At 61.3% G+C, this 12823-nt stretch carries 10 protein-coding genes; 1 reads left to right on the top strand and 9 read right to left on the bottom strand.

Translation table 11 applies throughout. The annotated features are described in order from the left end of the window. Positions 1-163: 163 nt before the first annotated feature. The 5 genes from ABH912_RS05710 to ABH912_RS05690 form a co-directional block, all read right to left on the bottom strand. Positions 164-1513 carry a TolC family outer membrane protein gene (locus ABH912_RS05710; protein ID WP_429509978.1) on the bottom strand — a complete coding sequence of 450 codons (1350 nt, stop codon included), beginning with the start codon at positions 1511-1513 and terminating at the stop codon, positions 164-166. A 2-nt stretch (positions 1514-1515) separates the two neighbouring features. Beyond that, a complete protein-coding gene (locus tag ABH912_RS05705; protein ID WP_033054864.1) occupies positions 1516-2886 on the bottom strand; it encodes an HlyD family type I secretion periplasmic adaptor subunit in 1371 nt (456 codons plus the stop codon). Continuing rightward, on the bottom strand, positions 2879-4600 hold the full coding sequence (locus ABH912_RS05700; RefSeq protein WP_429509976.1) for a type I secretion system permease/ATPase: 1722 nt from the start codon (positions 4598-4600) through the stop codon (positions 2879-2881). Before ABH912_RS05700 ends, ABH912_RS05705 begins: the two co-directional genes overlap by 8 nt. Positions 4601-4947: 347 nt before the next feature. Then, the gene (locus ABH912_RS05695; RefSeq protein ID WP_429509975.1) at positions 4948-6183 is read right to left on the bottom strand and encodes a saccharopine dehydrogenase family protein; all 1236 of its coding nucleotides are present in this window, start codon (positions 6181-6183) and stop codon (positions 4948-4950) included. 27 nt (positions 6184-6210) lie between these two features. Next, entirely contained in the window at positions 6211-7308 is a 1098-nt protein-coding gene (locus ABH912_RS05690; RefSeq protein WP_033054868.1) for a carboxynorspermidine decarboxylase, read from the bottom strand. A 251-nt stretch (positions 7309-7559) separates the two neighbouring features. On the opposite strand from ABH912_RS05690, the gene ABH912_RS05685 reads away from it, so the two are divergent. Further along, on the top strand, positions 7560-8381 hold the full coding sequence (locus ABH912_RS05685; protein ID WP_429509973.1) for a DeoR/GlpR family DNA-binding transcription regulator: 822 nt from the start codon (positions 7560-7562) through the stop codon (positions 8379-8381). A gap of 54 nt (positions 8382-8435) precedes the next feature. On the opposite strand, the gene otnI is transcribed toward ABH912_RS05685, so the two are convergent. From otnI to otnK, 4 genes are all read right to left on the bottom strand, one after another. Continuing rightward, positions 8436-9218 (bottom strand): 2-oxo-tetronate isomerase, encoded by a 783-nt coding sequence (otnI, locus tag ABH912_RS05680; protein WP_429509972.1) that lies wholly within the window; start codon positions 9216-9218, stop codon positions 8436-8438. A 21-nt stretch (positions 9219-9239) separates the two neighbouring features. After that, a complete protein-coding gene (locus ABH912_RS05675) occupies positions 9240-10700 on the bottom strand; it encodes an SLC13 family permease (RefSeq protein ID WP_429509970.1) in 1461 nt (486 codons plus the stop codon). A 189-nt stretch (positions 10701-10889) separates the two neighbouring features. Then, positions 10890-11528, bottom strand: coding sequence for an aldolase (locus ABH912_RS05670; RefSeq protein WP_429509969.1), 639 nt, complete (start codon positions 11526-11528; stop codon positions 10890-10892). Next, positions 11525-12817, bottom strand: a complete 1293-nt coding sequence (gene otnK / locus ABH912_RS05665) for a 3-oxo-tetronate kinase (protein ID WP_429509967.1) — start codon at positions 12815-12817, stop codon at positions 11525-11527. The genes ABH912_RS05670 and otnK overlap by 4 nt, the downstream gene beginning before the upstream one ends. Positions 12818-12823 lie beyond the last annotated feature (6 nt).

Here is a 12823-nt window from a genome sequence, read left to right as displayed (position 1 = left end):
CCACCGATCAACAATGTGCGAGCCTGCTCGCGATGACGGCGGCCCATCCAACATGGATGCAAGCTGACCCACCGCTTTCGCGAGCAGGTTCGCTTGTATGTTTAGACTTGAAGGAGTGGGCGTGGGTCAGAGACGTGAGGCATTCTCTGCCCGGCTTCATTTCTCAGAACAGGTTTTGCACTTGTTCCAGGACTGCGCGGTTCATCTGACCAGTGTGGGTGTGCAGGCTCACGTAGCTTTGCAGCATGTCGAGCTTGGTGTTGAGCAAATCTCGACGGGCCTGGAACACTCGCTGCTGCGCATCAAGAATATCCACCGTGGAGCGCACTCCACCCTGGAAGCCTTTTTCCGTCGAGGTCAGCGCCCGCTGATTAGACTCCACCGCCCGCAGCATCGCCTTACTCTTGGCGAACCCGGCGACGACGCCCAGATAGTCGATCTCGATGTCCTCGGCCAACTGTTGACGCTGTACGTCGTAGTCGGACTGGGCACCGGCCACTTGCGCTTCGGCCTTCGCTACCGAGGCGCGTACCGCACCGCCGCGATACAACGGAATATCCAGCTGAACCCCCACGTAATACGAGTCCTGCCGCGGGTCTTGCTCCTGATACTGACGGCTTTCCCGGCGACTGAGCTGAGTGGTCAGCGACAAGGTCGGATAATGCCCGGCGCGCTGGCTGTCGGCCTGCGCTTCGGCGACTTTCACCGCCGCCAGCCGGGCTGCCAGCTCGGGGTTGGCTTCTCGGGCAATCGCCGTCCAGTACGACAAATCCCGCTCCGGCAGAATGGGACTCCCGGTCGGCAGTTCTTCGCGCATCGACTGGATGTCATCGATGGCCACACTGGCGCGACCGGACAACGCCCGTAATGCAGCCACACGGCGAGCCTGGGCTTCAGTCTCCTGGGCTTCGACAAGGTCGAGCCGCGCCTGGGCTTCATCAACATCGGTGATCGCGCCCTGGCCGCCCTGGTAAAGCTTTTTGCTCTGCGTCACCAAACCATTGATGGCGGTCTTTTGCTGGGCGATCAGCTTGATCTCGTTCTCGGCACGGGCAACATCGAAGTAGCCTTTGGCAACTCTGTCGTACAGGGTCTGGCCGGCAACATCGAACAGCTGGTTCCCCAACTGCCCCCGCGCCTTGCCCTCCTGGTACGCCGCCCAGCGCCCTTTGTCATAGAGCGGTTGCTGCGCCGCCAGGGTGACGTTGTTCGCCTGGTAATCGTTACTGTTGACATAGCTGCTGTCGCTGCCGCCATCGGTCCGACCGCCGTAACCATAGCGCGAGGTCAACGACACTTGCGGATACAGGCCGCCGCGGCCTATCGCCTCTTCATGCGTCGAAGCATCAAAGGCATGGGCGGCCGATTGCACGGTCGGGTCGTTGAGGCGCGAAGCATCGTAGGCAGCGGTCAGGCTCAGTTTCCCCTGGACCGCCCAGGCAGGACTGATCGCCCCCCAACCGGCACACAGACTCAGCAACAAGCGGGCGCTATATCGGAACTGTACGGTCATGCTCACTCCTCTTTGAAGGCGGCAAGCAAGCGTTCACGCAAAGGCTTCATCAGGTAATTCATCAAGGTGCGTTCCCCCGTCACCACCGTGACATCGGCGAGCATGCCGGGGCGCACCAGCAGGCCGGCGGCCTGCAGCGAGGCGACGGTGTCGGCGGGAATTTCGACCTTGGCGGAAAAGTACGGCTGGTGCGTTTGTTCATTGATCAACTGGTCCGCCGACACCGTACTCACGGTGCCGGTGACCGTCGGCGTATCCACCCGTTGCAGCGCGGTGAAATGCACATGCACCGGCAGACCCGGGCGCAACTTGTTGGCCATCAGCGGCTCGAAATGCGCGGTGATCGCCATCGGCGCATCCAGCGGCACCACCTGCATCAGGGTTTGGCCGGCTTGCGCAACACCCCCGACTGTATGAATGCTCACGTCCATGACCTGCCCGGACACCGGCGCACGGATCGCACCGTTGTCGACTTCAAACTGCAAGGCACGAATCTGATCGGCATAACCTGCCGCCTCGGCAGAGACCTCGCTGAGCTGGGTTTCGGCATCGCGGCGAAATTCCTGCTGCGCCTGCAAGGCCTTGAGCCGGCTTTCATTGATCGCCTGGCGGGTCCTGCCGACGTCGCCCACCCCGGAGGAAATCTGCCCGGCCAATTGGGCTGCGTTGCGTTCGGCCTCGAAGAGTTTGTTGCGCGGAATGTAGCCTTCACGGGCCAATTCGCGCAGGCCTTCCAGCTCTTGCTGCTGGAAGCTCATCTGTGTGTCGTAGTTGCGCTTGACGCCTTCGTAGCCGTGCAATTGCTGCTGCAATGCCGCGGCTTCGTGTTCGATGATCTGCAAGCGGCTGCCCAGTTCTGCGCGGCGGGTCAGAAACAACTGGCTCTGCAAGGCCATGGACGCCTTGACCCGTGGCTCGTTGGCGCGTTCCAGCAGTTCAGCGGGCCATTGGATCTCGGCTGAGCCCAGGCGCTCGGCAATCAACCGCGCCTCGACGCTGCGATCGTTGAGCAACTTGCCCAGGGTCACGTCCAGTTGCGACTGCGCCTGCACCGTATTGAACTGCACCAGCAACTGCCCCTGGGTGACGCGGTCGCCATCGCTGACCAGCAGCTTTTCCACCACCCCACCGACCAACGACTGCACAGCCTTGCGTTCGCCCGCCACCACCACGGTGCCACTGCCGACGACACCCTGGTCGAGCGGCGCCAGGCAGGCCCAGAGCAGGAAGCCACCCAGCGTCAGGACCAGGAAACCCACGCCATAGCGTGCCGCCCCTCCAGCGTCGGTACTGGCGCAGGGCAGCGTTGTGGCGCCGCGCACGCTCTGGCCCTGCTCGCTGTACGTTTGTGCCCCAGGGGTAAGATCACGCATCTTCGCCAGTCTCCCTTACCGCGGCCGGTCTCGGCCCCGGCATCAATGCCTTGAGCACCTGGTCCCGTGGACCGAATGCTTGTTGAGTGCCGTCTTTGAGCACCAGGATGTGATCGACCACCGCCAGCACATTAGGCCGGTGGGTAATCAGCACCACGGTGCTGCCAGCAGCCTTGAGCACACTGATGGCCTGCACCAGCGCCCGCTCTCCGGCGTCATCAAGATTGGAGTTGGGCTCATCGAGCACAATCAACGACGGGCGCCCATAGAGCGCGCGAGCCAGACCGATGCGTTGCTTTTGTCCACCGGACAAGCCAAGCCCGCCGGGGCCCAGCGGCGTGTCGTAACCTTTGGGGAACCTCAGGATCATCTCGTGAATGCCGGCGTGACGCCCGGCGGCGATAATCTTGTCGGCGTCCTGCTCGCCGAAGCGGGCAATGTTGTCGGCCACACTGCCGTCGAACAGCTCGATGTCCTGCGGCAGGTATCCAAGGTGCGGGCCCAGGGCGTCGTGGGACCATTGACTGATCTCGGCGTCGTCCAGGCGCACCGAACCGCCCAAGGCCGGCCATACGCCGACCATCGCCCTGGCCAGGGTTGATTTACCACTGGCGCTGGGGCCGACGACGGCGAGCACATCACCTTTGGCCAGGCTGAAATTGATGCCTCGCAGGATCGGTTGCGTGGCGCCGGGCGGGCCGACATACAACTGCTCCAGGCGCACAGCCCCGGTGGGCGCGGGCAAAGGCATGCGCAGGCGCTCGCGCGGATGCTGGGCAAGCAGTTGGCTCAGGCGCTGGTAGCTCTGGCGGCCGGAGTTGAATTGCTTCCACGAGCCAATGGCGATTTCCACGGGCGCCAGGGCACGCCCCAGCAGCAGCGACATCGCAATCATCATGCCCGCCGACAATTGGCCTTCAAGCACCAGCAAAGCCCCTAAGCCGAGGGCCAAAGACTGTCCGGAGATGCGCACGAAACGGGTCATCGAAGTGATACGCGCGCCGCGGTCGCTGGCATGCGCCTGGGCGGCAATGATGCGTTGCTGCAGCAGGCTCCAGCGTTGGCGCAACGGCCCGAGCATGCCCAGGGCCTGGATCACTTCGGCATTGTGAAATGTGCTGTTTAAATAGATCGACGACTGCACACCCAGGCGATTGGCTTCGCCCAAGCGTGTGCGAGTCGACAATTCGCCCCACAGCGCCAGGCCAATCAACACCAGGGCCAGAACCAGCGTCAGCAGGCCGAACCAGGGATGAAAGATGAACGCCACCAGCAGGAAAATTGGCAACCACGGCGCATCGAGCAAGGCGATCAGGCCCTGGCCGGTGATCAACTGCCGCAGCGTCGCCAGATCGGTGAGCACCTGCGCCGGGTTGGCGTTGTGCTCGCGCAGGCTGCGGGCGAAGGCGGCGTCGAAGATCCGTTCGCCCAAGGCATCGTCCAGCCCCGCGCTCATGCGAATCATCACCTCGCCGCGCGCCCACTCGATCAGGCCGCTGAACATGAACAGTCCCAGCGCGATCAAGGTGAGCATGAACAAGGTGGTTTCGTTGCGGCTGGTGAGAACCCGGTCGTACACCTGCATCATGTAGAGCGACGGCACCAGCACCAGCAGGTTGATCACCCCACTGAACAGTGCCAGCGACCAGAACACCTTGCGATAGCTTAATAAAGCGGCATCAATGTCATGACGCGGATCGAGAAGCAAACCCATAAAGTGTCGCCCGCAAAAGGAAAAGTCGGTCCAAGACGCAATCCATCGCGTACGTTTGCCCTAAGGCATGGAGAAAACACTAAACGTAGCCTGACGCGTCGTTATCAAAGACGACCCTCGCCACTACAAGCGCCAATTACTGACCACGCCACCACGGGATAGTGCCGGTTCGACGGGCTGGGTTTGCATGTGGGGTGACAGGCGGGAATGTTCGATGCAGCGTTCTTGATCTCGTCCTCAACCAGCCCAACCGATTACGCACAAAGCAAAACGCCGCTCAAAGAGCGGCGTTTTTGCGTTTGGAGCGGGAAACGAGGTTCACCTGTATGTTGCGAGCCTCAAGCGTTTCAGCTCCAGGGACGATCTCCATTCTCGTCCTTGATGCGGGTCGGCAGGCCCATCACATCCAGCGCCTTGAGGAATGGCTCAGCCGGAAGCTCCTCGACGTTGGCCATGCGCTGCACGTCCCACTCGCCACGGGCGACCAGCAGGGCTGCGGCCACGGGCGGCACGCCTGCGGTATAGGAAATGCCCTGGCTGTCAGTTTCCGCGTAAGCGTCTTCATGATCAGCCACGTTGTAGATGAACACTTCGCGCGGCTGGCCATCCTTGGTGCCCTTGACCAGATCGCCGATGCAGGTCTTGCCGGTGTAGCCAGGCGCCAGCGAGCTCGGATCAGGGAGCACGGCCTTGACCACTTTCAGCGGCACGACTTCCAGGCCTTCGGCGGTCTTGACCGGTTGCTCGGAGAGCAGGCCGAGGTTCCTGAGCACGGTGAACACATTGATGTAGTGTTCGCCGAAGCTCATCCAGAAACGCACGTTGGGCACGTCGAGGTTCTTCGACAGCGAGTGCACTTCATCGTGGCCGGTCAGGTACAGGTTCTGCGCGCCTACGACCGGCAGGTCGTCGGTGCGTTTGACTTCGAACATCGTGTTGCTGGTCCACTGACTGTTCTGCCAGCTCCACACTTGTCCGGTGAATTCGCGGAAGTTGATTTCCGGGTCGAAATTGGTGGCGAAATACTTGCCATGGGAACCGGCGTTGACGTCGAGAATGTCGATCGAGTCAATGCGGTCGAAATACTGTTGTTGCGCCAGTGCTGCATAGGCGTTGACCACACCCGGGTCGAAGCCCACGCCGAGAATGGCGGTAATGTTCTTCTCTTTGCACTCTTCGAGGTGGTTCCACTCGTAGTTGCCATACCAGGGCGGCGTTTCGCAGATTTTGCCCGGCTCTTCGTGGATGGCGGTGTCCAGATAGGCGACGCCGGTATCGATGCAGGCGCGCAGCACCGACATGTTGAGGAAGGCGGAACCGACGTTGATGACGATCTGCGATCCGGTTTCGCGGATCAGCGCCTTGGTCGCTTCGACATCCAGCGCGTTCAGCGAGAAGGCCAGGATTTCGGCGGGCACTTTGAGGCTGCCCTTGGCCTTGACGCTGTCGATGATGGCCTGGCACTTGGAGATGTTGCGCGACGCGATAGCAATACGACCGAGTTCATCGTTGTGCTGCGCGCACTTGTGGGCCACCACCTTGGCGACACCTCCTGCACCAATGATAAGCACGTTCTTCTTCAATTTTTCTCTCTCTCCTTATCTGCCAGCTTACGAAAGGCTGGACATGTAGTCGTTGAAACCAAACTCACGAACCACCTCGACTGTACCGTCGAGTTGTTTCACTACGATGGACGGCATTTTCAAGCCGTTGAACCAGTTCTTCTTGACCATGGTGTAACCCGCCGCGTCGATGAACGACAGCCGATCCCCGATAGCCAGTGGCCGATCAAATTGATACTCACCGAAAATGTCTCCGGCCAGGCAGGATTTGCCGCACACCATGTAGGTGTGTTCGCCATCGCTAGGCGCCAGCTTGGCATTCAGGCGATAGATCAACAGATCGAGCATATGCGCTTCGATGGAGCTGTCTACGACCGCCAGGTTCTTGCCGTTGTAAAGGGTGTCGAGCACGGTGACTTCCAGCGACGCGCTCTGTGTGATGGCCGCTTCGCCCGGTTCCAGGTAAACCTGCACGCCGTATTTTTGCGAGAAGGCCTTGAGGCGCGCGCAGAACTCGTCCAGTGCGTAGCCTTCACCCGTGAAGTGGATACCGCCACCGAGGCTGACCCACTCGACCTTGTGCAGCAAGTCGCCGAAGCGTTCTTCGATGGTGCACAGCATCTGGTCGAACAGGCCGAAATCACCGTTTTCGCAGTTGTTGTGGAACATGAAGCCAGAGATCTGCTCGATGACCTGCTCGATTTTCACCGGGTCCCACTCGCCCAGACGGCTGAACGGCCGCGCAGGGTCGGCCAGCAGATAATCCGAGCTGCTCACCTGAGGATTGACCCGCAGGCCGCGCACTTTGCCCGCCGAAGCCTCGGCGTAGCGCTGCAACTGGCTGATGGAGTTGAAGATGATCTTGTCGCAGTTGACGAGCATCTCCTCGATCTCGTCGTCGGCCCAGGCCACGCTGTAGGCATGGGTCTCGCCAGCGAACTTCTGTCGACCGAGCTTGAGTTCGTAAAGCGACGACGACGTGGTGCCGTCCATGTATTGCTGCATCAGGTCGAACACCGACCAGGTGGCGAAACACTTCAGTGCCAGGAGCGCCTTGGCCCCGGACTGTTCGCGCACATAGGCGATCTTCTGCATGTTCGCCAGCAGCTTTTGTTTATCGATGAGGTAGTACGGCGTTTTGATCATTTCGAGGCGCCTCCGGCAAGGCCAGCCAAAAAAGGATGCGCATTGTGCCTTCACTCGCTACATATCGAAAGAGCAGGAAGCCCTCTGCACGCGAAACGTGGCTCAATTTTAGTCCCAAGTACCAAACAAGCCAGAATGACGCTCTTTGTCGCTTGGCCCCGTCACATCGCCGCGCTACTGATCCCGCCACAGATTCGCTACTATGTTTGACCGTTAGCGATACCGTCAGCCTTCCTTAATCTGGAGCCCGAATGCCTAATCAAAAGGACATCGCCGCCGAAAGCGGCGCACCGATGATTCCTGAGCAGCGCCGTGAATTGATGCTGCGACAGTTGCGCAAGCATCAGGTGCTGAGCGTGCACCAGTTGATGGAAATGTTCGACTGTTCGCACATGACCATACGTCGCGATATCGCGCTGCTGGAGCAGGAAGGTCGTGCTTATTCGGTAACGGGTGGGGTGCGGATCGCCAGCCAGCTCCACAGTGAGCCCAGCCATCAGCTCAAGGCGGTGGTCGAGTTGCCGCAGAAGCAGGCCATGGCCAGGCTCGCCGCCCGGCTACTGCATGCCGATATGACGATTTACCTGGATGCGGGAACCAGCACGCTGGAAATCGTCCCCTACATCAAGGCGCTGTCCGGCATGACCGTGGTGACTAACGACTTCGGCATTGTCCACGCGCTGATCGAAGCCCCGCATGTCACGGTGATTCATACCGGCGGGCAGCTGGATCACTCCAATCAATCGTGCGTCGGCGGCCTGGCGGTTGCCACCTTGCGCCAGGTCGTTACGGACATCGCGTTCATATCGACCAGCTCATGGGATTTGCGTCGCGGCCTCACCACGCCTTCGGCGCTGAAGGTGGAAGTGAAACAAGCCGCGATGCAATCGGCGTCGCAAGTGGTGCTGGTGGCCAGCAGTTCGAAGTACGGCACATTCAGCATGTACAAGATTGCCGGGCTCGAGCAGTTCGACATTATTCTCAGCGACGATGCGTTGGCCCCGGCGGCGGCCGATGGCATTCGCAAGCAGGGAGTCGATCTGTTGCTGCCGTCTGACAATCCTCCGGCCTAAAAAAAACGGGCTCCTGCATCTCAGCAGAGCCCGCCTTTCTCTTCTCTGTTGCGCTTAGCGCGCCTTCCAGTCCCGCAACCACTGCAAGCCGGCAGACGTGTTGCCACGCGGCCGATATTCGCACCCTACCCAGCCGTCATACCCCAACTGGTCGATCAACTCGAACAGATAGGGATAGTTGACTTCTCCCAAGTCCGGTTCATGCCGGTCCGGCACGCCGGCGATCTGGATATGGCCGATGCCATCGAAATCACGACGCAGTTTGGTGGCCAGGTCGCCTTCAACGATTTGGCAGTGATAACAGTCGAACTGAACCTTCAGGTTACTGGCGCCGACTTCCTTGCAGATGGCCTGGGCCTGGTCCTGGCGGTTGAGGAAAAAGCCCGGCATGTCTCGTGTATTGATCGGCTCGAGCAATACCGAGACACCGGCCTTCGCCGCTTGGGCGGTGGCATAGGCCAGGTTTTCCAGATAAATGGCGTGATGCCGTGCCCGATCACTCTCTGACGGCAGCAGGCCGGCCATGACATGGATGCGTGAGTTGCCCAGCACGCTGGCGTACTCCAGGGCGCGATCAAAACCGCTACGGAACTCACTCTCACGGCCCGGCAACGACACCGTGCCCCGCTCGCCCGCCGCCCAATCACCGGGCGGCGCATTGAACAGTGCCTGCACCAGGCCGTTGTCGCTCAAGCGTTGCTTGAGTTCTTCAGCGCTGTAGTCGTAGGGAAACAGATACTCCACCGCTTCGAAACCATCGGCAGCCGCGGCGGCGAAGCGATCCAGAAACGCATGTTCCGGGTAGAGCATGCTGAGGTTGGCAGCAAAACGAGGCATGGTAGCTCCAGAGATTAAGAGTCAGACAAACGGCCAGATCAGCAGGGTAATACAGAAACCCAAGGTGCCGAGCAAGGTGGTCAACACCGTCCAGGTGCGCAAGCCGTCGGCCACGTTCAGCCCGGACAGCTTGGTGAAGATCCAGTAACCGGCGTCATTGATATGGGACATGGCCAACCCGCCACCGCCCATGGCCAGGCACAGCAGCGCCATGTGATTTGCCGTGAGATCGAGGGTCGCAATCAGCGGACTGATGATGCCGGCAGTGGTCACCAGCGCCACCGTCGTCGAGCCCTGCACCGCGCGCAACAGCAGGGTCAGCAGAAAGCCCAGCGCCAGCACCGGCAGACCGGTGGTGCGCAGCATATCGGAGACCACGGCGCCGATTCCGGTATCCACCAGCACCTTGCCAAACACCCCGCCCGCACCGGCAATCAGGATCACCATGGCCACACCGGGCAAGGCCGAACCGATCACGTCGGACACCTGAGTCCGGCTCCAGCCCCGACGCGAACCCAGCAACCAGGCACACAGCAAGGTGTCGATCAGCAGCGCCACCAGCGGCGCGCCGAGCACGGTCATGATGCCGCGCAGGGTCGATTCGACAGGCAGCAACGAGGTGGACAGCGTTCCCAGCAGAATCAGAATGATGGGCAGCAGGATCAGGCTGACGATCAGGCCAAACCCCGGTGGGGGTGCCGGCGGCAACTTGGAAACGATGCTGCTGGTGGACTCTTCCAGGCCCATGTGCGACGCGGCCACAGCCGCTCGCTCAGGGCTCTTGTCGTTGCCATTGGACCAGGCAGCCAGATCCTCGTTGGTGACATGCGGGCCATAGACCTCGGCACGAATATCGTCGGTCATCGGGTATACCCGACGGGTCATGCGCCCGGCCACGCGGTAGCCGACATAGCAAAGGAACGCGGTGAGCGGCAGACCGAACATCAGCACGCGACCCAGGTCCGCGCCCAACTGGCTGGCAGCGGCCACGGCGCCCGGGTGTGGCGGCAGAAAGGCGTGTACGGTCAACAAGGCCGCGCACATCGGCAGTGCAAAGACCAACAGCGGCTTACGCGCACTGCGCGCAATACCGTAGGCCAGCGGCATCAGGATGATCACGCCGACCTCGAAGAACACCGGCACCCCGACCATGAACCCGGCAATCGTCAGCGCCAGCGGTGTACGCCGGTTGCCGAAACGAGTGATCAGGGTCTTGGCCAAGGCCTCGGCACCACCGGAGAGTTCGATGATCCGCCCGATCATCGCGCCCAGGGCAATGATGATCGCGATATGGCCCAGGGTCTTGCCCATACCGCCTTCGATGGTGGCGACCAGATCGGCCGGTTTCACCCCGGCCACCAGCGCCACCAGAATGCTTACCAGCATCAACGCTACGAAGGGTTGGAACTTGTACTTGAGCACCAGGAACAACAAGAGTGCGATGCCCACCCCTGCGGTAATCATCAGGATTAACGGGCTCATTTCAGAACCCCTCCACGCCGGGTAAACGAAACGGTTGTGCCACTGAATCTGAAAATGCCGCAGTGAAGGTGAGTCATGCTTGGATTTCCTGTTGTTATTGTTTTTTCAGGCAAGCCGGGTCCGTCGAGAGTCGCTGCGCGCCTCATGTACAGGGCCTGCTGTATCGATTTGTCGGGTTAAGCCAGCGCGTTACCAGGTCGCGCCGAAGGTCTCTCGCAACTCGTCCAGAGCTGCCTGGTCGAGAGGTTCCGGTTTGGGATGGCTCATCAGCCAGAGCCGCGCAGTTTCCTCAAGCTCCTCCAGGGCGTAACTGGCCCTGGAGACCGAACTTTCCCAGACCACCGGGCCCAGCCGTTCGAGCATCACGCCGCGAACACTATTGGCCAGCTGCGCGACTTGCTCGGCAACCTTCGGCGAACCGGGTCGCTGGTAGCCAATCAACGGGATATGCCCGACTTTCATCACCTGATACGGCGTCAGTGGCGGCAGGATGTCGTCCGCTTGCCAGACACCGGCCAGCGTCAACGCCACCAGATGAGTGGAATGGGTATGCACCACACCGCCGACACTCGGGTTGCGGTCGTAGACCTGACGATGCAGCGCCAGGGTCTTTGAAGGCTTGTCACCGGACACCCATTCGCCGGCCAGGTTGACCTTGGCGATAGTCGCCGGATCGAGACGCCCGAGGCAGACATCGGTCGGTGTGATCAACCAGCCGTCGTCCAGGCGCGCGCTGATATTGCCAGCGCTGCCGACGGTGTAGCCGCGCTGGTATAGGCTGCGGCCAACCTCGCAGATTTCTTCACGCAGGGCGCTTTCGTTACTCACTGAGCACCTCCCGCGAGTTGGCTCAAGGCTTTGCTGAAGAAGTCGCGACCACCGAAGTTGCCCGATTTGAGTGCCAGCGCCAAAGGTTCGTCAGTACTGCTGACGGTCGCCGGCACACCCGGATCGATCTGCGCGCCGATCTGCAGCAGCTGTACGCCCAACGCCTGAACCACAGCGCCCGAGGTTTCTCCGCCGGCGATCACGAAGCGGCGCACGCCGCTCTGACGCAGACCTTGGGCAATTTCGCCAAAGGCGTTTTCCACCAGGCTGCCAGCCTGCTCGACACCCAGTTGCTGCTGCACCGACTTGACCTCGTCCGGTGAGCTGGTGGCGTAGATCAATACGGTTTGCTCGTTATCACGGGCGAAAGCCAAGGCTTGCGCCACCACCGGTTCCCCCGCCGCCAAGGCCAGCGGATCGATCCGCAAGGCCGGCCGCCCGGCTTCGAGCCAGGCCGCCACTTGTCCATTGGTCGCGATCGAAGCACTGCCGGCCAACACCACTTCCCCGCCGACCACCGCAGGGAGTTTCGAGGCATCGAGGTCGCGCAGCTTGCCAGCGCGACGGAAATTTTCCGGCAGGCCCAGGGCCAGCCCCGAACCACCCGTCAACAACGGCAGATCGGCACAGGCGGTGCCGAGGGTGTACAGATCGCTGTCTGACAGAGCGTCCGCGATGGCCATGCCGACACCTTGCGCCCTCAGCTCGGCGATTCGTGCACGCACCTGCTCAACGCCGCGGGCAATGGTGTCGTAGCGCAACAGGCCGACATTCAGGCCTGTCTGCGATTGCAGGACCCGAACCAGGTTGGCATCGGTCATCGGCGTCAGCGGGTGATGCTGCATGCCCGACTCGCTGAGCAGTTGATCCTGCACAAACAAGTGGCCGCGAAAGATTGTGCGGCCATTTTCCGGAAACGCCGGACACGCCAGGGTGAAGTCGCTACCGAGCGCCGCCAGCAGCGCTTCGCTGACCTGGCCGATATTGCCGGCCGCGGTGGAGTCAAACGTTGAGCAGTATTTGAAGAAGATCTGCTCGCAGCCTTGTTCGCGCAGCCAGGCCAGTGCGGCGAGGGATTGTTCGACCGCGTCGGCGACAGGAACAGTGCGCGACTTCAGGGCGATGACGATCGCATCGGCATCAAGCCCGGCGGCAACGTCTGCGCTCGGGATACCGATGCTTTGCACGGTACGCATTCCGCCGCGCACCAGCATGTTGGCAAGGTCCGTGGCACCGGTGAAATCGTCGGCGATGCAGCCCAGCAGCGGGCGTGCGGTGGAGGTAGTCATGGTGTG

The organism is Pseudomonas sp. BT76 TE3572 (assembly GCF_050435365.1).
Lineage (GTDB): Bacteria > Pseudomonadota > Gammaproteobacteria > Pseudomonadales > Pseudomonadaceae > Aquipseudomonas > Aquipseudomonas fluorescens_W.
Note: the sequence above shows the minus strand (reverse complement) of the source record. Positions and strands in the feature narration are given on the sequence as shown.

Bases quoted from the DNA above. Each gene is read 5' to 3' on its own strand.
- ABH912_RS05710 (WP_429509978.1), bottom strand. From the start codon at position 1,513: ATGACCGTACAGTTCCGATATAGCGCCCGCTTGTTGCTGAGTCTGTGT.
- otnI (WP_429509972.1), bottom strand. From the start codon at position 9,218: ATGCCTCGTTTTGCTGCCAACCTCAGCATGCTCTACCCGGAACATGCG.
- ABH912_RS05705 (WP_033054864.1), bottom strand. From the start codon at position 2,886: ATGCGTGATCTTACCCCTGGGGCACAAACGTACAGCGAGCAGGGCCAG.
- ABH912_RS05700 (WP_429509976.1), bottom strand. From the start codon at position 4,600: ATGGGTTTGCTTCTCGATCCGCGTCATGACATTGATGCCGCTTTATTA.
- otnK (WP_429509967.1), bottom strand. From the start codon at position 12,817: ATGACTACCTCCACCGCACGCCCGCTGCTGGGCTGCATCGCCGACGAT.
- ABH912_RS05685 (WP_429509973.1), top strand. From the start codon at position 7,560: ATGCCTAATCAAAAGGACATCGCCGCCGAAAGCGGCGCACCGATGATT.
- ABH912_RS05690 (WP_033054868.1), bottom strand. From the start codon at position 7,308: ATGATCAAAACGCCGTACTACCTCATCGATAAACAAAAGCTGCTGGCG.
- ABH912_RS05675 (WP_429509970.1), bottom strand. From the start codon at position 10,700: ATGAGCCCGTTAATCCTGATGATTACCGCAGGGGTGGGCATCGCACTC.